The organism is Stenotrophomonas sp. IS26, from assembly GCF_054188265.1.
In genome coordinates, this window is record NZ_JBSZJV010000016.1 from 1 (window position 1) to 23107 (window position 23107).

Annotated in this window: 19 protein-coding genes; 12 read left to right on the top strand and 7 right to left on the bottom strand. The window is 68.1% G+C overall.

All coding sequences use genetic code 11. The features are described 5' to 3' along the window. The coding region (locus tag ACW6W5_RS13630) for a hypothetical protein (protein ID WP_193222850.1) at nucleotides 1–297 on the top strand (297 nt) is incomplete at its 5' end. Between the two features lie 92 nt (nucleotides 298–389). Next, nucleotides 390–1991 carry a glucan biosynthesis protein gene (locus tag ACW6W5_RS13635; RefSeq protein ID WP_152153873.1) on the top strand — a complete coding sequence of 534 codons (1602 nt, stop codon included), beginning with the start codon at nucleotides 390–392 and terminating at the stop codon, nucleotides 1989–1991. On the opposite strand, the gene ACW6W5_RS13640 is transcribed toward ACW6W5_RS13635, so the two are convergent. Together ACW6W5_RS13640 and ACW6W5_RS13645 are read right to left on the bottom strand one after the other, a co-directional pair. Further along, nucleotides 1992–2612 carry a thymidine kinase gene (locus ACW6W5_RS13640; protein ID WP_121043872.1) on the bottom strand — a complete coding sequence of 207 codons (621 nt, stop codon included), beginning with the start codon at nucleotides 2610–2612 and terminating at the stop codon, nucleotides 1992–1994. Between the two features lie 45 nt (nucleotides 2613–2657). Further along, entirely contained in the window at nucleotides 2658–3347 is a 690-nt protein-coding gene (locus tag ACW6W5_RS13645) for an SEL1-like repeat protein (RefSeq protein ID WP_152153871.1), read from the bottom strand. A gap of 162 nt (nucleotides 3348–3509) precedes the next feature. On the opposite strand from ACW6W5_RS13645, the gene ACW6W5_RS13650 reads away from it, so the two are divergent. Together ACW6W5_RS13650 and ACW6W5_RS13655 are read left to right on the top strand one after the other, a co-directional pair. Continuing rightward, on the top strand, nucleotides 3510–5486 hold the full coding sequence (locus ACW6W5_RS13650; RefSeq protein ID WP_152153869.1) for a UvrD-helicase domain-containing protein: 1977 nt from the start codon (nucleotides 3510–3512) through the stop codon (nucleotides 5484–5486). Nucleotides 5487–5559: 73 nt separating this feature from the next. Further along, the gene (locus tag ACW6W5_RS13655; protein WP_152153867.1) at nucleotides 5560–6096 is read left to right on the top strand and encodes a GNAT family N-acetyltransferase; all 537 of its coding nucleotides are present in this window, start codon (nucleotides 5560–5562) and stop codon (nucleotides 6094–6096) included. Nucleotides 6097–6175: 79 nt separating this feature from the next. Here the strand turns inward: ACW6W5_RS13655 and ACW6W5_RS13660 are convergent, their stop codons facing one another. Beyond that, entirely contained in the window at nucleotides 6176–6844 is a 669-nt protein-coding gene (locus tag ACW6W5_RS13660) for a YceH family protein (protein ID WP_121043881.1), read from the bottom strand. A gap of 111 nt (nucleotides 6845–6955) precedes the next feature. Between ACW6W5_RS13660 and ACW6W5_RS13665 the strand changes: the two genes are divergently transcribed. The 4 genes from ACW6W5_RS13665 to plsB all read left to right on the top strand — a co-directional run bounded on the left by ACW6W5_RS13665 (nucleotide 6956) and on the right by plsB (nucleotide 12434). Continuing rightward, the gene (locus ACW6W5_RS13665; protein ID WP_183073827.1) at nucleotides 6956–7879 is read left to right on the top strand and encodes a 5'-nucleotidase, lipoprotein e(P4) family; all 924 of its coding nucleotides are present in this window, start codon (nucleotides 6956–6958) and stop codon (nucleotides 7877–7879) included. Continuing rightward, nucleotides 7876–8601, top strand: coding sequence for an orotidine-5'-phosphate decarboxylase (gene pyrF / locus ACW6W5_RS13670; RefSeq protein ID WP_121043884.1), 726 nt, complete (start codon nucleotides 7876–7878; stop codon nucleotides 8599–8601). Before ACW6W5_RS13665 ends, pyrF begins: the two co-directional genes overlap by 4 nt. Nucleotides 8602–8751: 150 nt before the next feature. Beyond that, nucleotides 8752–9720 carry a hypothetical protein gene (locus ACW6W5_RS13675; protein WP_152153865.1) on the top strand — a complete coding sequence of 323 codons (969 nt, stop codon included), beginning with the start codon at nucleotides 8752–8754 and terminating at the stop codon, nucleotides 9718–9720. Then, nucleotides 9720–12434: a glycerol-3-phosphate 1-O-acyltransferase PlsB gene (gene plsB, locus ACW6W5_RS13680; protein WP_121043889.1), complete on the top strand. Its 2715-nt coding sequence runs from the start codon at nucleotides 9720–9722 to the stop codon at nucleotides 12432–12434. Before ACW6W5_RS13675 ends, plsB begins: the two co-directional genes overlap by 1 nt. Before the next feature lie 69 nt (nucleotides 12435–12503). Here the strand turns inward: plsB and ACW6W5_RS13685 are convergent, their stop codons facing one another. Then, entirely contained in the window at nucleotides 12504–12707 is a 204-nt protein-coding gene (locus tag ACW6W5_RS13685) for a YdcH family protein (RefSeq protein ID WP_121043893.1), read from the bottom strand. 96 nt (nucleotides 12708–12803) lie between these two features. Here ACW6W5_RS13685 and ttcA point away from each other — a divergent pair, with 96 nt between their 5' ends. From ttcA to ACW6W5_RS13700, 3 genes are read left to right on the top strand one after another with little or no spacing between them, the layout of a single operon-like run. Then, a complete protein-coding gene (gene ttcA / locus ACW6W5_RS13690) occupies nucleotides 12804–13715 on the top strand; it encodes a tRNA 2-thiocytidine(32) synthetase TtcA (protein ID WP_121043896.1) in 912 nt (303 codons plus the stop codon). Nucleotides 13716–13765: 50 nt separating this feature from the next. Further along, complete coding sequence (locus tag ACW6W5_RS13695; RefSeq protein ID WP_121043899.1) at nucleotides 13766–14671, top strand: recombination-associated protein RdgC; 906 nt, start codon at nucleotides 13766–13768, stop codon at nucleotides 14669–14671. Between the two features lie 57 nt (nucleotides 14672–14728). Further along, nucleotides 14729–15517, top strand: a complete 789-nt coding sequence (locus ACW6W5_RS13700; RefSeq protein WP_152153863.1) for a M48 family metallopeptidase — start codon at nucleotides 14729–14731, stop codon at nucleotides 15515–15517. 114 nt (nucleotides 15518–15631) lie between these two features. Here ACW6W5_RS13700 and ACW6W5_RS13705 read toward each other — a convergent pair whose 3' ends face one another. After that, entirely contained in the window at nucleotides 15632–16504 is an 873-nt protein-coding gene (locus tag ACW6W5_RS13705; protein ID WP_152153861.1) for a methylglyoxal synthase, read from the bottom strand. A gap of 173 nt (nucleotides 16505–16677) precedes the next feature. On the opposite strand from ACW6W5_RS13705, the gene ACW6W5_RS13710 reads away from it, so the two are divergent. Continuing rightward, on the top strand, nucleotides 16678–16974 hold the full coding sequence (locus ACW6W5_RS13710) for a hypothetical protein (RefSeq protein WP_121043907.1): 297 nt from the start codon (nucleotides 16678–16680) through the stop codon (nucleotides 16972–16974). A 26-nt stretch (nucleotides 16975–17000) separates the two neighbouring features. On the opposite strand, the gene ACW6W5_RS13715 is transcribed toward ACW6W5_RS13710, so the two are convergent. Further along, nucleotides 17001–18446, bottom strand: coding sequence for an FAD-dependent oxidoreductase (locus ACW6W5_RS13715; protein WP_121043910.1), 1446 nt, complete (start codon nucleotides 18444–18446; stop codon nucleotides 17001–17003). Between the two features lie 126 nt (nucleotides 18447–18572). Continuing rightward, entirely contained in the window at nucleotides 18573–23027 is a 4455-nt protein-coding gene (gltB, locus tag ACW6W5_RS13720) for a glutamate synthase large subunit (RefSeq protein ID WP_152153859.1), read from the bottom strand. Nucleotides 23028–23107: the final 80 nt, after the last annotated feature.

Below are 23107 nucleotides of genomic sequence, written 5' to 3' on the forward strand. Positions count from 1 at the left end.
CAACTGGCCTGGGGCCGGAACCTGGGCCGCATGGGCCAGGCGGTGGAAGCACGCCGCGCGCTGGCCCCGTTGCTGGTGGGCGACGCCGCGGATCAGGGCAGCCGCGTCCTGCGCTGGCGCGCGCGTGCCGCGATGGCGCAGCTGGACTGCACGAGCGCACCGGCGCGTGCGCGTGAGGCGCTGGTGCACCTGCAGCAGGAACTGCAGGCGCAGTGGCCGCAGGGTGGGCAGCTGCTGCAGGAGGTGAACCGGGTGCGGGAGGCGTGCGCACCGGCGCAGATCGCGGCCAGCCCGTGAGCACGCTGGCTGAACGCCGCCCCGCATTCACCTCGGCGAATTAACGTCTGCGTGCCTATGATGGCCGGCCCTCCCTTGCCATCGCTGCCTGCATGCAACGACGCGACTTCCTCCGCAATGCCTCCGTGGCCCTGGCCGCCTTCGGCCTGCCTGCACTGCCGGCCTGTGCCGCGCAGGGCAACCAGGTCGGCCTGCGCCGGCTGGGCGCGCCGCAGCCGTTCGATTTCGCCTCGCTGAAAGGGCAGGCCCGCGCGCTGTCCCAAGCCGCCTACCAGAGCCACAAGCGGACCCTGCCGGGTCCGGTCGAAGCGTTGGACTGGGACCAGTACCAGTCCATCCAGTACCGCCAGGACCATGCCTTGTGGGCTGACCAGCCCGGCCGCTACCAGGCCAAGTTCTTCCACCTCGGCCTGTACTTCCATTCGCCGGTGCGGATGTTCGACGTGACCGACGGCAAGGCGCAGGAACTGGCCTACGACGGCGCGGCGTTCGACTACGGCAAGAGTGGCCTGAAGGGCAGCCATCTGCCGGCTGACCTGGGCTTTGCCGGCTTCCGTCTCAACACCCGCAAGGACACCGACCGCGACTTCGCCGCGTTCCTCGGTGCCAGCTATTTCCGCGCGGTCGGCAAGGAGGGCCAGTACGGCCAGTCCGCGCGCGGCCTGGCGATCGATACCGGCATGGGCAAACCCGAGGAATTCCCGGATTTCATCGCCTACTACCTGGAGCAGCCGGCGGCCGACTCCAACACCCTGGTGGTGTACGCCCTGCTGGATTCGCCGAGCACCACCGGCGCCTACCGCTTCGCGATCACCAACGGTGACGTGCTGCTGATGGACATCGATTGCGCGCTGTACCCGCGCAAGGCGATCGAGCGGCTCGGCATCGCCCCGTGCACCAGCATGTACCAGGTGGGCGAGAACGACCGCCGCATGGCCTGGGACTGGCGCCCGGAGATCCACGATACCGACGGCCTGTCGATGTGGACCGGGGCCGGTGAATGGATCTGGCGCCCGCTGTGCAACCCGTACCACCTGCGCTTCAACATGTTCGTGGACAACAACCCGCGCGGCTTCGGCCTGCTCCAGCGCGACCGCAACTTCGATCACTACCAGGACGACGGCGTCTTCTACGAGAAGCGCCCGTGCCTGTGGGTGGAACCGAAGGGGCAGTGGGGCAAGGGCTCGGTGCAGCTGGTCGAAATCCCGACCGTGGATGAGACCTTCGACAACATCGTGGCGTTCTGGAATCCCGAGGCCAAGCCGCAGCCCGGCCAGGAGCTGCTGCTCGGCTACCGCCTGTACTGGGGCGCGCAGCCGCCGGCGCGTACGCCACTGGCGCACTGCGTGGCCAGCCGCACCGGCCTGGGTGGGGTGATCGGCAAGAAGCGCGAGTACTTCTCGTGGCGCTTCGCGGTCGATTTCGAAGGCGGCGAGCTGGCCGCGTTGATCGACAAGGGTGAAGTGGAGGCCGTGGTCCAGGTCAGCCGTGGCCGCACCGAGATCGTCTCGGCGCGCCCGCTGCGCGAGATCAAGGGCTACCGCGCGATGTTCGATGTGGTACCGCCGGAGGACACCACCGAGCAGATCGATATCCGCCTGTACCTGCGCAGCGGCGGCAAGACCCTGACCGAAACCTGGCTGTATCAGTACAGCCCGCCGCCGAAGGGTGCGCCGGAGCGCACGTTGTATTGATCAAAGCGGCAATGGGACCTGTGCCGGGTCGATTCTTCCCTCGCCGCGCGTGATCTTCTTGAACTCCGCGCGGCTCACCGACACGTAGCGCTCGTTGCCGCCGATCTCCACCTGCGGGCCGTCCTGCACCGCGTGGCCGTGCTCGTCCACGCGCACGGTCATCGTGGCCTTCTTGCCGCTGTGGCAGATCGTCTTGATCTCCTGCATCTCATCGGCCCAGGCCAGCAGGTACTGGCTGCCTTCGAACAGCTCACCGCGGAAATCGGTGCGCAGGCCGTAGCAGAGCACCGGGATGCGCATCTGGTCGACCACCTCGCTCAGCTGCCAGACCTGGCTGCGGGTCAGGAACTGCGCTTCATCGACCAGTACGCAGCCCAGCGGACCGTGCGTGTCGATGTCCTCGGCGATCAGCTGCTGCAGGTCGGTGTCCTGCTGGAACGCGATCCCGTCGGCCTTCAGGCCGATCCGCGAGGCGACCACGCCGCGCCCGGCGCGGTCGTCCAGCCGCGGGGTCAGGATGGCCACGCGCATGCCCCGCTCGCGGTAGTTGTGCGCCGACTGCAGCAGGGTCGTGGTCTTGCCGGCGTTCATCGCCGAATAATAGAAATAGAGCTTGGCCATGCCGGGATTTTATCCCTTCGGCGGTCCCGGCATGACCTTGTCGCCTCAGTCCTGATGGCCCGGCACCGTGGCCGGCAGGCCAACTTCGACCGAACCGGTGCCGATGGCACGGCCAGCCGCCTCCAACTGCCGGTCCTGCCATTGCCAGTACTGGGCTGGCTGCCAGTATTCGTCGCGGTAGAACACATCCGGCTCCAGGTACCGCAGGCCGCGCGCATCCCGGGCCACCATGCGCATGCCGCCGACCGCGCCGGTGTGGCTGCCGGTGACGTTGAGCAGACCACGACGCAACTCGCGCTCCAGCCGCGGCTGGGCCGCCTTGTCCCCGAACTCGGCGTACACCGCCGGGCCCACCTGCAGAGCACGGGCCTGTTCGGCCGGCTCCAGCCCGGCCCAGTAGCGTTCGCGCAGCCCAAGCAGAAATCCGGTCCCGCGTTCAGCGGCGAGGTCCATCCACGCATAGGCCACGGCCCGGTCCTGGGCGCCGCCCTGGCCGTTCCACCACATCTCGGCGAGCGCGGCCTGGGACAACTTGTCGGCGTAGCGGGCACCGAGGCGGTAGTAGCGCCGTGCGTCTTCGAAGCGGCCGCGGGCCTGGGCCTCCTTGCCGTGCTTGCGGTAGCGCAGGTCGGGGTGGCTGACCAGGAACGCATCGGTCTCCTGTGCGTCCTGGGCGCGCAGATCCGGTTGGCTGGACTGCGCCCATGCCGGAACGGTCACGAGTACGGCGATCATGCCCCCCATCTGCCACGCCTTCCTGATAGTCACGTCACGTCGCCTCCGTTGCGTCGATGGGCGCCATGTTCGATCCACTGATGTGAAGGCGTCAACTCCGCGCGGTCGCGCGTCGATGCAGGCCGAGCAAGGCCGGTACAATGCCCCTCCCCTGGAGATGGCATGCACGGTCTCAATCCTCCCCAACACGCCGCAGTGATGCACTGCGAAGGTCCTCTGCTGGTGCTTGCGGGCGCGGGCAGCGGCAAGACGCGCGTGATCGTGGAGAAGATCGGCCAGCTGATCGCCAGCAAGCGCTACCCGGCGCGGCGGATCGCGGCGATCACCTTCACCAACAAATCGGCCAAGGAAATGCGCGAGCGCGTGGCCAAGCGCCTGCGCGGTGGCGACGCCGATGAAGTGACGATCTGTACGTTCCACGCGCTGGGGCTGAAGTTCCTGCAGATTGAACATGCGGCCGTCGGGCTCAAGCGCGGGTTCTCGATCTTCGATGCCGACGATTCGACCGCGCAGGTCAAGGACCTGATGTACGGGGCCAAGCCGGACGACATCGAGGACGTGAAGAACCTGATCTCGCGCGCCAAGAACGCCGGCCTTTCACCCGAGCAGGCGATGGCCGCGGCGCGCAGCACGCGCGAGAAGGAAGCGGCCAGCGTCTACGAGCGGTACCAGCTGCGCCTGACCGCGTTCAACGCGGTCGATTTCGATGACCTGATCCGGCTGCCGGTGCAGGTGCTGGAAGAGAATCCGGAGATCGCCATCGCCTGGCGCGAACGCATCGGCTACCTGCTGGTCGACGAATGCCAGGACACCAACGATGCGCAGTACCGGCTGCTCAAGCAGCTGGCCGGCAGCAAGGGCAACTTCACCTGCGTGGGCGATGACGATCAGTCGATCTACGCCTGGCGCGGTGCGAACCCGGAAAACCTGCAGCAGATGGCGCGCGATTATCCTGCGCTGGAAATCATCAAGCTGGAGCAGAACTACCGCTGCTCCAACCGCGTGCTGCGCGCGGCCAACGCGCTGATCGCCAACAACCCGCACGAGCATCTGAAGAAGCTGTGGAGCGACCAGGCCGACGGCGAGCGCATCCGTGTGTGGGAGTGCCGCAACAGCGAGCACGAAGCGGAAAAGGTCGCGGCGGAAATCGCCTTCCTGGCCACCTCCAAGAAGATTCCGTGGAGCGATTTCTGCATCCTGTTCCGCGGCAATTTCCAGTCGCGGCCGCTGGAAAAAGCGCTGCAGCTGGTGCGTGCGCCGTACCACATCACCGGCGGCACCGCGTTCCTGGAACGGCAGGAGGTCAAGGACACGCTGTCCTGGCTGCGCCTGCTGGTGAACCCGGATGACGATACGGCGTTCATGCGCGCGGTGCAGTCGCCCAAGCGCGAAGTGGGCGCCGGTACGCTGGCCAAGCTGGCCGAGCTGGCCTCGGAAAAAGATCTGCCGATGGCGCATGCCGCCGAAACGATCGGTGCGCTCTCGCAGTTGCCGCCGCGCGCGGCCAACGGCCTGAGCCGCTTCACCGACATCCTGCGCGACCTGCGCGCGGAGATGCCCAAGCTCAGCTCCGGTGATCTGGTGCGCAAGCTGGTGAAGGATTCCGGGCTGGTCTCGGACCTGCGCAGTGCGTGCAAGGAAGAGTCCGTCTACCAGCGCCGCCTTGGCAACCTGGAAGAACTGGCGCAATGGTTCGAAGGCGGCCCGCGGGGTGCCTCCACGGCGGATCTGGCCGCGCAGCTGGCGTTGCTTTCACGCAACGACAAGGACGACGGCGGCAACCAGGTGCGGATGATGACCATGCACGCCTCCAAGGGCCTGGAATTCCCATACGTGTTCATCATCGGCTGCGAGGACGGCGTACTGCCGCACCAGGTCAGCCTGGACGAAGGCAACCTGCAGGAAGAGCGGCGCCTGCTGTACGTGGGCATCACCCGCGCCAAGGTGCAGCTGTGGATGAGTTACAGCAAGCTCACCCGCAAGTTCGGCGAGCACGTGCGGCTCAAGCCCAGCCGTTTCTTCGATGAGATACCGGCCGAGGAAATGCAGCGCGACGGTGCCGACCCGGTGGCCGATGCCGCGCGCAAGAAAGAGCGTGCCAGCGCGGGCCTGGCGGCGATCCAGGCACTGTTCGACTGAGCAGCGTCGGGTACAGCCACCCATGGGGTGGCTCTACGGCACAATCGGCCTATCACCCTTCACCGGTACCCGCATGTCCGCCGTGATCCAGACCGACCGCCTGCACCTGCGCCTGATCGACCCCGACCATGACGCGGCCGACATGCTGGCCCTGCTCAACGAGCCGGGTTTCATCCGCAACATCGCCGACCGCGGCGTACGCACCCTGGCGCAGGCGCGTGACTACACCGCCGAGCGCGTGCTCGGCAGCTACACCCTCAATGGCTTTGGCATGTACGCCGTGATCCGCCGCGAGGACGGCGCATGGCTGGGCAACGCCGGTCTGGTCCGCCGTGCCGGGTTGCCGGCGCCGGATATCGGCTATGCACTGCTGTCGCAGTACGAAGGCCACGGCTACGCGTTCGAGGCCGCGCGCGGGGTGATGCATTACGCGCGCGATGTGCTCGGCCATGCCGATCTGTACGGCATCGTCTCGCCGGACAACGTGCGCTCCGCCGCGCTGCTGCGCAAGCTGGGCATGGAGGATCGCGGCGACTTGCTGCTGCCGCCGCCACACGAAGAAGTGGTGCTGCTGTTTGCCACGCCGGGCGCGCCGGCCCCCCAACGGTAAAGCCGACCGTCGCTCGGCTGCGCTCCGCAAGCCAGCCAATCAGCACCACTGGGTAGAGCCGACCGTTGGTCGGCTGCTCTCACCCGCCCAACTGTGCGCGCAGCTCTGCCAGCTGTTCCTGCAGCTCGGCCACGGTGGCCTCCAACTGCTGCACGCGGGACTCCAGTACCGGAGTGGCACCGCCGCCGCCGGCACCGGACGGCGCCGACCGGTACTGCTCGGCCAAGGCCTGCACGTCCACCGGGCCGGCCAGCAGGTGCATGTAGCGGTCTTCGCGCTGGCCGCTGGCGCGTGGCAGCTGGACCGCCATGCCGCGCTGGATCATGCGCTCCAGGTGGTGGCGCAGTTCGTCCACGTCCTGGAAGCGGACCAGGCGCTCGCTGCGGGTCAGCAGTTCATTGAGGGTCTGCGGGCCGCGCAGCAGCAACAGGCCCAGGATCGCCAGCTGCTGGCGGGTCAGGTCCAGCGCGGCACCGGCGCGGTGTTCGTAGCGCTCGGCGCGCGAGGAGTACTGCTGGCGCGCCAGGCCCAGGGTCTCCAGCTGGCGCAGCGCGTGGTGCACATCGCCGGCCGACAGGGCCATGACCGGCTCGCGGGCGGTCTTCTGGTTGGCCGCCACCTGGGCGGCGTTGACCGTCAGCGGGTAGGCGTCCGGGGTGGTCGCCTCCTTCTCGATCAGGCAGCCCAACGCGCGGGCCTGGGCCGCGCTGAGCACGGGCAGGGCAGGGGTCTGGGTGTCGTCGGTCATGGGGCGCTCCGGGGTGTTTCAGGGGCGTGCAGCATAGCCGAGCCCCGCCTGCGGCATGAATGCCGCGGGACAAGCCGGTAAACTGGCGCGAATCTGTTGCCGGTGAATGCCATGCGTCGTAGTGCTGTTTCCCTGTCCGTGCTTGCCTGCGCCGTGATGGCGCTGAGTGCCTGCAAGCGCACTGAAACCCCGGCCGATGCCGCCCCGCCAGCCGCCGCTGCCGCGGCCAGTGCACCGGCCGCCACCGGCGATGCCGCCGTGGCCGCCAACGACAACCTCAATGCCGTGCTGTGGATGCAGCGTTCGCAGGAGTACCGGGCGATCACCGAGCAGACCTACCGTTCGGCCGCCGATCACCTGGACAAGGCCCTCAAGGAACCCAACTGGGACGCGCTGGTGCCTGAAGAACGCGGCAATGCCGCCAAGGGCCTGAAGCCGGCCGTGGTGCTGGATGTGGACGAAACCGTGCTGGACAACTCGCCCTACCAGGCGCGCCTGGTGCGCGATGGCAAGGAATACGACGAGCTGAGCTGGGACCAGTGGGTGGCCGAAAAGAAGGCCAAGGCGATTCCGGGCGTGGTCGATTTCGCCAAGGCCGCCAACGCCAAGGGCGTGACCCTGCTGTACATCTCCAACCGCGCCGTGCATCTCAAGGACGCCACCCTGGCCAACCTGCGCGAGCAGGGCCTGCCGGTGGCCGACGACAGCGTGTTCCTCGGCCTGGGCACCGTGGTGGACGGCTGCGAGCAGGCCGGCAGCGAGAAGAACTGCCGCCGCCGCCTGGCCGGCCAGAACTACCGCGTGCTGATGCAGTTCGGCGACCAGCTGGGCGACTTCGTGGAAGTCACCGCCAACACCAACGATGGCCGCGATGCGCTGCTGCAGCAGTACCACGACTGGTTCGGCGAGCGCTGGTGGATGCTGCCCAACCCGACCTACGGCGGCTTCGAGCCGGCACAGTTCAACAACGATTACAGCCAGTCGCGCCAGGCCCGCCACGACGCCAAGCGCGCCGCGCTGGATTACGCACCGTGAGCCGCGCGCCGCTGCCGCTGCGGGACGAGGAGCGCCTGATCTTCGCGCTCGACGTGCCCGGCCGCGCCGACGCGCTGGCCTGGGTCGATCGCCTCGGTGATGCCGTGTCGTTCTACAAGATCGGCATGGAACTGCTGGCCTCCGGCGAGTACTTCGAGGTGCTCGAGGCGCTGGCCGCACGCGACAAGCGGGTGTTCGTCGATCTGAAGTTCTTCGACATCCCGGCCACCGCCGCGGCGGTGATCAAGCGCCTCTCGCAGTGGCCGGTGAGCTACGCCACCATCCATGGCTGGCACCCGGCGATGATGGAGGCCTGCGCGGCCGCCAACGGCAGCGACATGCGCCTGCTGGCGGTGACCGTGCTGACCTCGATGGGGCGCAGCGACCTGGCCCAGATGGGCATCGACCGCGAGCCGGTCGAGGTGGTGGTCGAACGCGCGCTGGCCGCCCAGGCCGTCGGCATCGATGGCGTCATTGCCTCCGGCCAGGAGGCTGGGCCGATCCGCGCCGCCACCGGCGCCGGCTTCTCGATCGTCTGCCCGGGCATCCGCCCCGGCGGGCCGGTCGGGGATGACCAGAAGCGCACCGTGGGCGTGGCCCAGGCGTTCGCCGATGGCGCCGATGCGATCGTGGTCGGTCGCCCGATCCGGCTCGCCAGCGACCCGCAGGCCGCCGCCCGCGCCATCCAGGCCGAGATCGCCCAGGCGCTCGCCGCGCGCTGAGGCGGTGACGGGGCGGCACCGCCCCGTCACACCTGGTTTTTCTGTACATTCAAGGGCTTGCGCAAGGAGCGCAGGGTCGGTAGGTCTGCCGGCTTGCCGCTGTCACCGAACAGGCCGCAAGATGCGGACCGGTCCGGGGAGTCCGAATTCATGTCCATGTCGTTGAAGCCGTGGCAGTACCGAGGGCAGGCGTTGGCGCTGGCCCTGTGCGGGTTGGTGCTGCTCAGTGCCTGCAAGGACAAGCAGATCGACCCCGATGCACCGGCGTCCGAGCCGGTCGCGGCCCTGCAGCAGCTGGCGCAGCGGGTCGCCGACAACGATCTGGTCGGCTACGCGAAGGCAGCGGTGCCGCCGGCCCAGTACGCGCGCCTGCAGGGCGCCTGGAGCCAGGGCCACAGCCGTTGGCCGCTGACCGAGCTGCCGCTGGATGGGCAGTTGCTGCCGATGCTCACTGCGCTGTCGCGGCCGGACGCGCCGCAGCGGCTGCAACGCTCGTTCGATACCCAGATCGCCGGCCAGGCCACGCAGGTCCGCCAGGCGGCCCATTCGATGGGATTGTTCGGCGAGCAGTACCTGCGCAACCAGAGCGAGTACAGCGACAGCGAGCGCGCCCACTACACCCAGGTGGTGAACGCGCTCAGCCGCTGGGCCGCCGCGGCGCCACTGACGGACAAGCAGCGGGCGAAGACGACCATCACCCTGCTCACCGCTACCGCGCGCACTGCCGGGCTGTCCACGGATGCCGAACTGCAGGCCGCGGGCATGGAAGAGAGCCTGCGCCGGCTCGGGCCCTTCATCAAAGCCTTCAAGACGGCCCTGGCCAGTTACGGGCTGTCGCTGGACGCGGCGTTGACCGAGCTGCGCGGCGAGCTGACGTCCGCGCTGGGCGACGACGCGGTGGTGCGGATCCAGTACACGCTGGCCGGCGAACAGATCGACGCCCAGGTGCGGATGACACGGCGCGACGGGCATTGGTACGTGACCCGCACGCTGGAAGACACCGATGCGCTGCTGCAGGCCGCCGACGCCGCACAAGCTGAACATGACGCCCGCCAAGCGACCGACGCAGAGGCGGCGGCGGCGGTCAAGGACGGTGCTTCTGCATCGGCTAAGCCATAATGAAGCCGATGCCGAACCAGAATCCCCTGCCTTTCCCCGGTGAAGAGCCGCCCAAGACGCCGGACGCCATGTCCTCGTCGCCCGCTACCGTGCCGTCCGACGGTGCTGCCGCCCCGGTTCCACCGGCCGCTGGCGCGCCCGTGGAGGCCGTTGCCGTCGATGCGGAGCCGTCCACCGTCGTGCCGTCCGCGATCGTGCCCGGCACCCGCCCCCCCAGCGGTCGCCCGCCGTGGTGGGCGCGCCTGCTTGGCCGCCTGGTCGAGCCGTGGCTGTCGCTGAAGATCGAACCCGAACACCCCGGCCAGTACAACGATGGCCGCCCGGTGGTCTACGTGCTGGAGGACTACGGTCTGTCCAACGCGCTGATCCTGGACAAGGCCTGCCGCGAAGCCGGCCTGCCCTCGCCGCTGGTGCCGATCGCCGGTGACCCGACCGGGCGCAGGCGCGCCTACCTGGCCCTGTCGCGCCGGAGCAGCAGCAACTCGCTGATCCCCGAGCAGCGTGGCGCCAAGACCCACTCGGACTCGCTGGCCAAGGTGCTGCAGGCGCACCGCGCCCGCGGCGAGCTGGACGTGCACCTGGTGCCGGTGTCGATCTTCGTCGGCCGCGCGCCGGACAAGCAGAGCGGCTGGTTCGCGGTGCTGTTCTCGGAAAACTGGGCCCTGGTGGGTCGTTTCCGTCGCCTGCTGGCGGTGCTGCTCAACGGCCGCAGCACCATCGTGCGCTTCGCCCCGCCGATCTCGCTGCGCACCACGGTCGATGAGGGGCTGGACCCCGAACGCACCGTGCGCAAGCTGCAGCGCGTGCTGCGCACCCATTTCCGCCGCATCCGCGAATCGGTGATCGGGCCGGATCTGTCGACCCGCCGCCTGCTGGTGGACAAGGTGCTCGACGCGGACACCGTGCGCGAAGCGATCGCCTCGCAGGCCAAGCGCGACAACTCCAAGCCGGCCGATGCCTGGAAAAAAGCCCACGCCTACGCGTGGGAAATCGCCGCGGATTACTCCAGTCCGGTGGTGCGCTCGGCCAGCTTCATGCTCAGCCATGTCTGGAACCGCATCTACGCCGGCGTGCTGGTCCACCACCTGGACAAGTTCAAGGCCGCCGCGCCCGGGCATGAAGTGGTCTATGTGCCCAGCCACCGCAGCCACATGGATTACCTGCTGCTGTCCTACCTGCTGTACGACCGCGGCATCGTGCCGCCGCACATCGTGGCCGGCATCAATCTCAACCTGCCGGTGGTCGGCACGCTGCTGCGCAAGGGCGGTGCGTTCTTCATCCGCCGCTCGATCCGCGGCAACGCGCTGTACTCGGCGGTGCTCAGCGAATACGTGGCGCAGCTGGTCGCCGGCGGCTACTCGATCGAGTATTTCGTCGAAGGTGGCCGCTCGCGCACCGGGCGCCTGCTGCAGCCCAAGGGCGGCATGATCTCGATGACGCTGCGCGCCTTCCTGCGCCAGCCGCGCAAGCCGGTGCTGTTCCAGCCGGTCTACATCGGCTATGAAAAGCTGATGGAGGGCGGCAGCTACCTGGACGAACTGTCCGGCCGGCCGAAGGAAAAGGAATCGATCTGGTCGCTGCTGTGGTCGATCCCGAAGGTGCTCAAGCAGAACTACGGCCAGGTCGTGGTGAACTTCGGTGAGCCGATCGCGCTCAACGACGTGCTCGCCCAGCGTGCACCGGACTGGAATGGCCAGCCGGTGGGCGAAGACGAGAAGCCCTCGTGGTTGTCCGGCACGGTGGATCACCTGGCCGAACGCATCCAGGTGCATATCAACGGTGCTGCCGACGTCAATCCGATCAACCTGCTCGCGCTGGCGCTGCTGTCCACGCCCAAGCATGCGATGGGCGAGGCGGACCTGATCGCGCAGATCGAACTGTGCAAGACCCTGCTGGTCGAGATGCCCTACTCGGACCGGGTGACGGTGACACCGCACTCGCCGGAGCGGATCATCGCCCACGCCGAGGAAATCAACGTCCTCACCCGCATCAAGCACCCGCTGGGCGACGTGCTCAGCGTCAGTGGCGACACCGCGGTGCTGCTGAGCTACTTCCGCAACAACGTCATCCACCTGTTCACCGCCTCGTCGTGGGTGGCCTGCTGCTTCCAGAACAACCGCCGCATGAGCCGCACCGGGCTGGTCCAGCTGGGCCGCACGGTGTATCCGTTCCTGCAGGCCGAGCTGTTCCTGCCGTGGACCGAAGACGAGTTCGCCCAGCGCATCGAGCAGACCATCAACGTGTTCGTGCGCGAAGGGCTGCTGCAGAACATCAATGATGACGACGGCGGGATCCTGGCGCGCAACACCGGGCAGACCGACGAAGTCTTCCGCCTGCGCGCGATCGGCCATTCGCTGCAGCAGGCGTTCGAGCGCTATTACATCGCGATCTCGGTGCTGGTGAAGAACGGCCCCGGCACGTTGGGCGCGGCCGAGCTGGAAAGCCTGTGCCAGCAGGCTGCGCAGCGCCTGAGCCTGCTCTATGCGCCGGCCGCGCCGGAGTTCTTCGACCGCACGCTGTTCCGCGGCTTCATCCAGAAGCTGCGCGAACTGCGCCTGGTGTGGCCGGATGAAAACAGCAAGCTGCTGTTCGATGCGCGCCTGGACGCGTGGGCGAAGGATGCGAAGTTCATCCTCGGCCGCGAGCTGCGCCATACCATCGAGCGTGTCAGCCCGGAAGCGGCAAAGCCGGAAGAGCCGGTCGCCACGGATTGACGACGGCACGTCGTCAATCCGGACGCACCGTCCTTGCCTACGGGTAGAGCCACGCGATGCGTGGCTGGCTCAGGCCGGCTCGTCCGGAATCAGCATGTCTTCCAGCTTGGCGATGCAGTCCTTCAACTGCAGCTTGCGCCGCTTCAGGCGCTTGGCTTCAAGCTCATCGTCGCCGTTGGCGGCCATGCGCAGGATCTGATCATCCAGCGCACGATGCTCCTGCCGAAGGAGGGCAAGGCGGGCAGTGATATCGGCGGGTGTCATGGTGTCCACAGGCTCCGAGCATACACATCCCCGATGACCGCCGGGAGTGAACGCAGTCACTTCCCGGCCCCTGTGAGGGCGCGTTGCAGCCGGTAGAATGCGTGCATGAGCGCTGCTGTCATCCGCCTGCCCGATCCCGTCCCGCGCGCCCGCGATCCGCGCGCGCCCGGCGGCGTGCAGGACCGGCTGGCGCGGCAACTGCGCCGCCAGGTCGGTCAGGCCATCGCGGACTTCGGCATGATCGAGGCCGGCGACAAAGTGATGGTGTGCCTGTCCGGTGGCAAGGACAGCTACACCCTGCTCGACATCCTGTTGCAGCTGCAGAAAAAAGCGCCGGTACCGTTCGAGCTGGTCGCGGTGAACCTGGACCAGAAGCAGCCGGGTTTTCCCGAGCACGTGCTGCCGACCTACCTGGCCTCGATCGGTGTGCCGTTCCAGATCATCGAGCAGGACACCTATTCGGTGGTCAGCCGGGTGATTCCCGAAGGCCGCACGATGTGTTCGCTGTGCTCGCGTCTGCGCCGTGGCGCGCTGTACCGGCATGCGGCCGAACACGGCTTCACCAGGATCGCGCTGGGCCACCACCGCGATGACAGCGTGGCCACGTTCTTCCTCAATCTGTTCCACCACGCCAAGCTCTCGGCGATGCCGCCCAAGCTGCGCAGCGACGACGGCCAGCATATCGTGATCCGCCCGCTGGCCTACGTGAGCGAGGCAGACATCAGCGCCTACGCGCAGGCGCGCGCTTTCCCGATCATTCCCTGCACGCTGTGTGGCAGCCAGGACACCCTGCAGCGCCGCCAGGTGGAACAGATGCTGCAGCAGTGGGAACGCGAGCAGCCCGGCCGCATCGACCAGATCGCACGCGCGCTGGGCAACATCCATCCCTCGCAGCTGGCCGATCCGGCCCTGTTTGATTTCATGGCACTGGGGCGCGCCACTGCGGCCCCGCTGCCCGACCCGCCGGCCTGGGCCGGCACTGCCCACGACCCCGGCCACGCCCCCGGCCCGGCCTGAGCCACGCCGGCGCGCCCGCCCTCCCTTTCACGCTCTTACTCTGGACGTCCATGTTCTTTCGCAACCTGACGCTGTTCCGCTTCCCGACCGCCACCGATTTCTCCGACGTAGACACCCTGCTGCCGCAGGTGCTGCTCAAGCCGGTCGGTCCGCTTGAAATGAATTCGCGCGGCTTCATCTCGCCGTTCGGCCGTGAAGAAAAGGCCGTGTTCTCGCACCGCGTGGGCGATGCGCTGTGGCTGACCGTGGGCGGTGAGGACAAGATCCTGCCGGGCGCGGTGGTCAACGATCTGCTCGCGCGCAAGCTCGAGGAGATCGAAGAGAAGGAAGGCCGCAAGCCCGGTGGCCGCGAGCGCAAGCGCATGAAGGACGATCTGCTGCACGAACTGATGCCGCGCGCCTTCGTGAAGAGCTCGCGTACCGACGCGCTGATCGACCTGACCCACGGGTACGTCGCCGTGGACTGCTCGAGCAGCAAGAAGGGCGAGAACATGATGTCCGACATCCGTGGCCTGCTCGGCAGCTTCCCGGCGATGCCGTTGAATGCCGAAGTGGCGCCGCGCTCGATCCTGACCGGCTGGATCGCCGGGGAAACCCTGCCGACCGGGCTGAGCCTGGGCGAAGAGTGCGAGATGAAGGATCCGGCCGAGGGCGGTGCGGTGGTCAAGTGCCAGCACCAGGAACTGCGCTGCGACGAGATCGACAAGCACCTGGACGCCGGCAAGCAGGTGACCAAGCTGGCCCTGGTCTTCGAGGACAACCTGTCCTTCGTGCTGGGCGACGACCTGATCGTGCGCAAGCTGAAGTTCCTGGACGGCGCGCTGGACCAGCTCGAGCACGCCGACGATGACGGCCGCCGCGCCGAACTGGACGCCCGTTTCGCCCTGCAGAGCGGCGAAGTGCGCCGCCTGTTCCTGCTGCTGGAAGAGGCCTTCAAGCTGAGCAAGGCGGACTGACCGGTTCCGATCAGTCCCCAGTCATGCGCCGGTCACGGCCGGCGCTATGCTGTACCCATGTCCGGATTCCTCCGCCGCCTGATTTCGCCGGCTGTCAGCACGCTGCAGCGCGATACGGTACGGCTGCGCCTGGAGGATGCCGAGATCGATGTCCTGCGTGTGCGCGATCCGCGTGCGCGCCGGATCAAGCTCAGCGTCGATGAGCGCGGCGTACGCCTGACCCTGCCACCGCGCGCCAGCCTGGTGATGGGCGAGCGTTTTCTCGACCAGCATCGCGGCTGGTTGTCCGAACAACTGCGCAGCTACCAGGCCACCAACCTGCCGCCACCGCTGGTGATCGGCGAGCCGGGGGTGCTGCCGCTGCGCGGTGCGCTGCTGCCGCTGCGCTGGGAAGCCGGCCGCTACGCGCACATGCACGTGGATGAGCAGGGCGCCTGCCTGCACTGGCCCACCCGTGGCACCGATGCCACGCTGCGCCGCACCCTGCGCGAGTTCTACGAAGCCCAGACCCGTGCCGATGTCGGCCAGTGGCTGCCGCGTTACCTGCCTGGTCTGCCGCGTGCACCAGCGCGGCTGCGGCTGAAGGTGATGTCCTCGCAATGGGGCTCGCTGGCGCCGGATGGCAGCATGGCGCTCGATCTGGCCCTGGTGCTGGGGCGGCCTTCGGCGTTCGAGTACGTGCTGGTGCACGAGCTCTGCCATCTGATCCAGGCCAATCACTCGCCGGCGTTCTGGGCGGAGGTGGAAAAGCGCTTCCCGGCGTGGCATGCCGAGCGGGACTATTTCCAGCTCGAAGGGCGGCGGCTCAAGGCGATGCTGCGGCAGCTGCTGACCCCGGCACCGTAACGGCGGCGGCAACGCTCGCTCCTGATCGGTAGTGCCGGCCGCTGGCCGGCAATCACGCGAGGGTGAGTTGATGAGGAGCCGGCCAGCGGCCGGCACTACCGGAGCGGTGTGCCGTCAGTTACCCATCCGCACCGCGGCCGCCTGCGCCCAGCGCGCGGCCACGCGTGGCGCGGTGATGCACACGGCCTGATCGGTCACGGTAGTGACCGCGCGCTCCAGCAGCTGGATGTCGGCTTCGTGCTGGCGGGCGACGTGCGGGTCTTCGAAGAAGATCGCGCGCTGGCAATGGCCTTCCAGCACGCGGTCGGCGATCTGCGCATCGCCGCCCATCGGGCCACTCTGGTAGCGCGTCACCCATTCCTCGCCCTGCGGCCAGCCGCGGCTCCAGGCCAGCTCGTTGAGGCGCTGGCCGGTGGTGCCGGTGCCGACCCGGCTGCGGAAGCGCGACAGCACCGCGAAGTGTTCATCGGCGAAGGCCAGCATCGCCGGCTTCATCGCGTCATGCGCGATCAGGGCCAGCGTGTGCTGCTCGAAGGCATGCAGGTCATCGGCACCCGGGTCCGGTGCCAGGCCGGCGTGCAGGCGCTCCACCTCGACCCAGTCGCGCGCGGTGGCGACGGTGGAGATGAAGGGCTTGCCGTGGATCACGCACTGGCGCTTGAGCGCGGTCGCTTCCGGAAAGACCGAGGAAGGATCGACCGGGTCCATCAGGTAGATCGCGCCGTCCAGCGTGCGCTCCGGCGTGCCCATCCCGACCACCTCGGCCACCAGCTTCATCAGGCCGCCCTCGCGGCCGTTCGGGTAGCGCCGCAGCGGGGCGAAGTCCTGCAGGAAGCCCAGCCGCTGGATCGCATCGAAGGTGCGCCCGACCGCATGCAGTTCGACGCCCAGTTCGCGCAGGCCGGTGTCGCTGGCGCGCAGCCAGCGGAACAGCGCGGCGTGCTTGTCGTGGTGATGCAGGCGGTTCGCGGCCAGGCCAATGCGCATGGGGGCAGTCCAAAGGGAGTCGTCGCCAGTGTAAGCCGTTCAGGTTGCACCGATGCAAGCTGCCAAACGTGATGCGGCTCACGCGCCTTCACGCATTTTCGTACTTGTTGCATGGTGTCGGCAGGGGCCGTATCCGACAGTGGTGGTCGCCCGTCAATCAGGAAACCCCTGCCATGACTCTCTTCCCTTCCCCCGTCACCACCTCATCCCCGCCCGCTGCCTCGGAGACGGGCCGCCGCATCCGCGCGTTGGCCGCCGTGCTGCGCGAGGCACCCCAGGCCGATGCCGAGATGCTGCTGGCCGGGCTGGCGCGCATGCTGGATGCGCATATCGGGCGCGGCCACGATGATGTGGTCAGCAACCGCTGCATCCGCGACCAGCTCGACAACATCGAGCTGCTGATGGCGCTGGAGATCGAGCGGGCCGGCGTGCGTCACACGCCGGTACCCGCGGTAGCGCGCGCCGCTTGAGAGGCGCGCCTGGGTAGGGCCCGCCGTTACGCCGAAAGCAGCTGCACGATGCTGCCGGCCGCATCGCGGCCCTCGGCCACCGCCGTCACCACCAGATCCGCGCCGCGGACCGCATCGCCACCGGCGAACAGGCGCGGGTGCGCGGTCTGGAACGGCAGGCGGCCACTGCCGCCGGCCACGATGCGACCGTTGTTGCCGGCCTCTACGCCGTGGTCAGTCAGCCAGCCCGGTGCGCTCGGCGAGAAGCCGAAGGCGATGATCACCACGTCCGCTTCCAGCAGCGATTCACTGCCTTCGATAGGCACCGCGCTGCGGCGGCCCTGGGCATCCGGATCGGACAGGGTCGTCTCGACCACCATCACCCCGATCACTTCGTCATCGGCACCCGCCTCGATCGACAACGGCTGGCGGTTGAACAGGAAGCGCACGCCTTCCTCGCGGGCGTTGGCCACTTCGCGTGCCGAGCCGGGCATGTTGGCTTCGTCACGGCGGTAGGCGCAGGTCACCTTGGCCGCGCCGAGCCGGATCGCGCTGCGCACGCAGTCCATGCCGGTATCGCCACCGCCCAGCACCACCACGCGCTTGCCCTCCAGATCGGGCAGGGCGATCTGGTCCTCCCAGCCAGCGATCGGCCGGCCATGGGCATCGCTGCCACTGACGATGCGGCTGTTCTGCACCAGGAACGGCAGCGCCGGCAGCACGCCCTTGAGGTCCTGGCCGAGCAGGCCGCCATCGGTATAGCGGTATGCGCCGGTGCCCACGAACACCGCGTCGTACTCGGCCAGCAGCGCATCGATACTCACATCGCGGCCGATCTCCACGCCGAGGCGGAACTGCACGCCCATGCCCTCCAGCACGTTGCGGCGGCGGCTGATCACCGATTTGTCCAGCTTGAAACTGGGGATGCCGAACTGCAGCAGCCCACCGATCTGTTCGTAGCGGTCATACACCACGGCTTGGATGCCGGCATGCGCCAGCTTGTCGGCGCAAGACAGCCCGGCCGGGCCGGCGCCGATCACCGCCACGCGCTTGCCGGTGGCTTCCACCGCGCTCATGTCCGGTCGCCAGCCGGTGGCCAGCGCGGTATCGACGATGTACTTCTCCACGGCGCCGATGGTGACCGCGCCGAATTCCTCCAGCGTGCAGCTGCCTTCGCACAGCCGGTCCTGCGGGCACACCCGGCCACACACTTCCGGCAGCGGGTTGGTCGAATGGCACAGCGTGGCCGCTTCATGGATGCGGTTTTCCTGCACCAGCTGCAGCCATTGCGGGATCGCGTTGTGCACCGGGCACTTCCAGCTGCAGTACGGATTGCCGCAATCCAGGCAGCGACCGGCCTGGAACTGCGCGTCTTCCTTGCCGAACTTGCCGTACAGCTCGCCCCAGTCGCCGGAGGTGCGCAGTTCGACCGGGATGCGCTGCGGCATCGTCCGGGGCAGATCGAGGAACTGGAAAGCTTGCTTGCGGCTCATGGGTGGGACCTGCGGTGGTGAGTTGCCGGCCAACGGCCGGCACTACAATGTGAGGTTGCCGGCCAGCGGCCGGCACTACAACGGTGGGAACACGAGGCGCCGGTCGATACCGGCGCTTCTCCGCGCTTACGCAGCGCGGCGCAGTGAGTCGGTCAGCGATTCGATGCTGGCGGCCTTGGGTTTGACCAGCCAGAACTTGCCGACGTAATCGCGGAACTCATCAAGAATCTGCTGCGCCCAGATGCTGCCGGTCAGTTCGCGGTGGCGGCTGATCAGCGTATGCAGGTGCTGGCGATGGTTCTCGAAGCCTTCGGCCGAGATGCGGTGGATGTCGATCAGTTCGTGGTTGTAGCGGTCCACGAAATCACGGTCGATATCCAGCACGTAGGCCAGGCCGCCGGTGAAGCCGGCGCCGAAGTTCAGCCCGACCTTGCCCAGCACCAGCACGATGCCGTCGGTCATGTACTCGCAGCAGTGGTCACCGGCGCCTTCGATCACCGCCAGCGCGCCGGAGTTGCGCACGCCGAAGCGCTCGCCGGCACGGCCGGCGGCGAACAGCTCGCCACCGGTGGCGCCGTACAGGCAGGTGTTGCCGATGATCGCGGTGTTGCGCGCCTCGAAACGCGCGCCACGCGGCGGGCGCACGACCAGCCGGCCGCCGGCCATGCCCTTGCCGACGTAGTCGTTGGCCTCGCCTTCGACCTCCAGCTGCAGGCCGCCCACGTTGAACGCGCCGAAACTCTGACCGGCGGTGCCGCGGAAGCGCAAGGTCAGCGGCGCATCACTCATGCCCTGGTTGCCGTGCGTGCGCGCGATCTCGCCGGAGAGGCGGGTGCCGATCGAGCGGTCCGTGTTGTGGATCAGGAAGCGGTGTTCGCCGCCGAGCTTGCCGGCGATCGCCGGGGCCAGCAGGCCGTCCATCTGCGTGGCCAGGCTGTCCGGCGATTCGTACAGACGCTGCGCGGCGCAGTGGCTGCCGGCGTACTCGGCCGGGTTGAGCAGGCGCGACAGATCCACCTTGACGCCCGGGCGCGGGGAGACCTCCAGCTGCTGCAGCAGGTCGGTGCGGCCGACGATCTCGTCCAGCGAGCGCACGCCCAGGTAGGACAGCCAGCCACGCACTTCCTCGGCCAGCAGCCGGAAGAAATTCTCCACGCGCTCGGGCAGGCCGGTGAAGTACTGCGCGCGCAGGCGCTCGTCCTGGGTGGCCACGCCGGTGGCACAGTTGTTGAGGTGGCAGATGCGCAGGTACTTGCAGCCGAGCACGATCATCGGCGCGGTGCCGAAGCCGAAACTGTCCGCACCCAGCAGTGCGGCCTTGATCACGTCCAGGCCGGTCTTCAGGCCGCCATCGGTCTGCAGCAGGGTGCGCCCGCGCAGGTCGTTGGCCACCAGTGCCTGGTGCGATTCGGCCACGCCCAGCTCCCACGGCACGCCCGCATAGCGGATCGAGCTGACCGGGCTGGCCCCGGTGCCGCCGTCATGGCCGGAGACGGTGATCAGATCGGCACCGGCCTTCACCACGCCCGCGGCGATGGTGCCGACACCGGCATGGCTGACCAACTTCACCGAGACCAGCGCGGTCGGGTTGACCTGCTTGAGGTCATAGATCAGCTGGGCCAGGTCTTCGATGGAGTAGATGTCGTGGTGCGGCGGCGGTGAGATCAGGCCGATGCCCGGCTTGGCATAACGCAGCCGCGCGATCAGTTCGTTGACCTTGTGCCCGGGCAGCTGGCCGCCTTCGCCGGGCTTGGCGCCCTGCGCGACCTTGATCTGCAGCACTTCGGCATTGACTAGGTACTCGGCGGTAACGCCGAAGCGGCCCGAGGCCACCTGCTTGATCTTGCTGCGCTTCTCGGTGCCGTAGCGCACCGGGTCTTCACCGCCTTCGCCGGAGTTGCTGCGCCCGCCGAGCCGGTTCATGGCGATGGCCAGCGCTTCATGCGCTTCGGGTGACAGCGCACCGAGGCTGATCGCCGCCGTATCGAAGCGGCGGAACAGGTCTTCGGCCGGAGCCACCTCGTCCAACGGGGTCGGCGTGGGCGCGGCCTTGAGCTGCAGCAGGTCGCGCAGCGCCGACACCGGGCGGCCGTGCACGGCCTCGCAGTAGCGCTGCCAGTCCGCGGCATCGCCACTGCGCGCGGCGCGCTGCAGGGTCATGACCACGTCCGGGTTGTACATGTGGTATTCGCCGCCGTGCACGTACTTGAGCACGCCGCCCACATCCGGGCGCAGCAGGTCGTTCCAGGCGCGCACGGTGAGTTCGCGGGCCTCGTCGTCCAGACGCGCGAAGCCGACACCGGCCACGCGCGAGGCGGTGTCCGGGAAGCACAGGTCGACCACCTCGTCATCCAGCCCGACGATCTCGAACAGCTGCGCGCCGCGGTAACTGGCCACCGTACAGATGCCCATCTTGGAGATGATCTTGGACAGGCCCTTGTAGATGCCCTTGCGGTAGCGGCGGCCGATCTGCGACTGCTCGCCGCCCTTGCTCAGCTGCAGGATGCCGCGCCGGCCCAGATCGAACAGGGTCTGGTAGGCCAGGTACGGGTACACCGCGGTGGCGCCGAAACCGAGCAGGCAGGCCATGTGGTGCGCGTCGCGCGCGGTACCGGTTTCCAGGATCAGGTTGACGTCGCAGCGCAGCCCGGCGTTGGACAGGTGGTGATGCACCGCGCTGGTGGCCAGCAGCGCATGCACCATCGGCCGGTCGGCGACCGGGTAACGGTCGCTCAGCAGCAGCATGACGATGCCTTCGAGCGCAGCGGCTTCGGCCTCGGCGCAGATGCGCTGTATGCCGGCCTTCAGGCCTTCGTCCAGGCTGTAGGACAGATCGATCAGCCGGTTCTTGTCGGCGTACTGCTCCATCTTGATCAGCTGGCGCAGCTTGCGCTGGCTGAGCACCGGCGAGTTGAGGATGACGTGGTTCACCGTTTCCGCGCCGGCATGGAAGATGTTGGTCTCCTTGCCGAGCTGGGTGGACAGCGACATGACGCAGTCTTCGCGCAGCGGATCGATCGGTGGGTTGGTGACCTGCGCGAACGCCTGGCGGAAGTAATCGTAGAGCGGACGGCTGTGCTGGCTGAGCACCGCCATCGGGGTGTCATCGCCCATCGAGCCGGTGGCTTCCTGCTCGGTCTCGGCCAGCGGGCGCAGGATCTGCTCCACTTCCTCGGTGCTGAGCTGGAACAGCTTGTGGTAGCTGCGCAGGGTGCGCTCGTCGAAGGGCTCCTCGACCAGCGACGGATCGATCAGCTCGGTCTGCAGGTAGGTCACGCCCTGCTGCAGCCACTGCTTGTACGGCGCCCGGCCGCGGTTGATGCGGTCGATGGCGTCCGAATCGAGCAGGTCGCCACGCTTGAGGTCGATGGCCATCATCTCGCCCGGGCCGAGCTTGCCCTTGCGCACCACGCGCTCGGCCGGCACTTCCCACACGCCGGCTTCGGAGGCGACCAGGAAGTGGCGGTCGGAGGTCAGCATCCAGCGCGCCGGGCGCAGGCCGTTGCGGTCCAGCGTGCAGGCGGCATAGCGCCCATCGCAGGCCACGATCCCGGCCGGGCCGTCCCACGGCTCGCTGTTGAGGCCGTAGAACTCGTAGAACGCGGCCAGGTCCGGATCCTTGAACTCCAGCGACTGGGTCGCCGGCGGCACCAGGATGCGCAGCGCCTGGATCAGGTCCATGCCGGCGCTGACCATCAGCTCGAGCATGTTGTCCAGGCTCTGCGAGTCCGAGCCATGCATGGAGATCACCGGATCGAACTCGCCGATGTCGAAGCGCGGGGTCTTCCACACCTTGCTGCGCGCCTGCGCCCAGCGGCGGTTGCCCTCGATGGTGTTGATCTCGCCGTTGTGGGCGAGCATCCGGAACGGGTGCGCCAGCGGCCAGCGCGGCAGCGTGTTGGTGGAGAAGCGCTGATGGAACACGATCGCGCTGGAGGCCAGATCGTTGCGCTGCAGATCCACGTAGAAGCGGCTCAGCTTGTCCGGCAGCACCATGCCCTTGTAGCTGATCGCATTCGGGCTGAGCGTGGTGACGTAGTAATCGGCGTGCTCGCGCAGCAGCTGTTCGCTGCGGCGCCGGGCCAGGAACAGGGCCAGGGTGAAGGCGGCCTCGTCCTGCGCGGCGCCGGCATCGACGAACAGCTGCTCGATGTGCGGCAGGGTGTCGCGGGCGAGTTGACCACAGACGCTGGGGTCGGTCGGCACCACGCGCCAGCCGACCGGCTGGCAGCCGGCGTTGCGCAGTTGCTGTTCCAGCGTGTCGCGGCAGGCCTGTGCGGCGGCGACGTCATGCGGCAGGAACACCACGCCGGCAGCGAAACGCGCGCCAAGCGTGAGGCCCGCCTCGGCGGCAAGCGCCTTGAGGAACACATCGGGGCGGCGCAGCAACAGGCCGCAGCCGTCACCAGTGATACCGTCGGCGGCGACGCCACCGCGGTGGGTCATGCGCGAGAGTGCGGCAATGGCCGTGTCGACCAGCAGCCGTGACGGCTGGTCGTCGAGCTGGGCGACCATGCCGAAACCACAGGCATCTCGCTCATCTTGCGGGTCGTAAAGCCCTTGGCGGTTGCGGGGGGCCATCTGTGCCTCGATGCGATGTCAGGTGAGCGGCGACACTCGTCCCCGCTCAGTCCTTGCAGCGCGGGTCGAAGCACCGGATG

Excerpts from the sequence above, each read along its gene's own strand:
- ACW6W5_RS13635 (WP_152153873.1), top strand. The coding sequence starts at position 390 with ATGCAACGACGCGACTTCCTCCGCAATGCCTCCGTGGCCCTGGCCGCC.
- ACW6W5_RS13640 (WP_121043872.1), bottom strand. The coding sequence starts at position 2,612 with ATGGCCAAGCTCTATTTCTATTATTCGGCGATGAACGCCGGCAAGACC.
- ACW6W5_RS13645 (WP_152153871.1), bottom strand. The coding sequence starts at position 3,347 with ATGATCGCCGTACTCGTGACCGTTCCGGCATGGGCGCAGTCCAGCCAA.
- ACW6W5_RS13650 (WP_152153869.1), top strand. The coding sequence starts at position 3,510 with ATGCACGGTCTCAATCCTCCCCAACACGCCGCAGTGATGCACTGCGAA.
- ACW6W5_RS13655 (WP_152153867.1), top strand. The coding sequence starts at position 5,560 with ATGTCCGCCGTGATCCAGACCGACCGCCTGCACCTGCGCCTGATCGAC.
- ACW6W5_RS13660 (WP_121043881.1), bottom strand. The coding sequence starts at position 6,844 with ATGACCGACGACACCCAGACCCCTGCCCTGCCCGTGCTCAGCGCGGCC.
- ACW6W5_RS13665 (WP_183073827.1), top strand. The coding sequence starts at position 6,956 with ATGCGTCGTAGTGCTGTTTCCCTGTCCGTGCTTGCCTGCGCCGTGATG.
- ACW6W5_RS13675 (WP_152153865.1), top strand. The coding sequence starts at position 8,752 with ATGTCCATGTCGTTGAAGCCGTGGCAGTACCGAGGGCAGGCGTTGGCG.
- plsB (WP_121043889.1), top strand. The coding sequence starts at position 9,720 with ATGAAGCCGATGCCGAACCAGAATCCCCTGCCTTTCCCCGGTGAAGAG.
- ttcA (WP_121043896.1), top strand. The coding sequence starts at position 12,804 with ATGAGCGCTGCTGTCATCCGCCTGCCCGATCCCGTCCCGCGCGCCCGC.
- ACW6W5_RS13695 (WP_121043899.1), top strand. The coding sequence starts at position 13,766 with ATGTTCTTTCGCAACCTGACGCTGTTCCGCTTCCCGACCGCCACCGAT.
- ACW6W5_RS13700 (WP_152153863.1), top strand. The coding sequence starts at position 14,729 with ATGTCCGGATTCCTCCGCCGCCTGATTTCGCCGGCTGTCAGCACGCTG.
- ACW6W5_RS13705 (WP_152153861.1), bottom strand. The coding sequence starts at position 16,504 with ATGCGCATTGGCCTGGCCGCGAACCGCCTGCATCACCACGACAAGCAC.
- ACW6W5_RS13710 (WP_121043907.1), top strand. The coding sequence starts at position 16,678 with ATGACTCTCTTCCCTTCCCCCGTCACCACCTCATCCCCGCCCGCTGCC.
- ACW6W5_RS13715 (WP_121043910.1), bottom strand. The coding sequence starts at position 18,446 with ATGAGCCGCAAGCAAGCTTTCCAGTTCCTCGATCTGCCCCGGACGATG.
- gltB (WP_152153859.1), bottom strand. The coding sequence starts at position 23,027 with ATGGCCCCCCGCAACCGCCAAGGGCTTTACGACCCGCAAGATGAGCGA.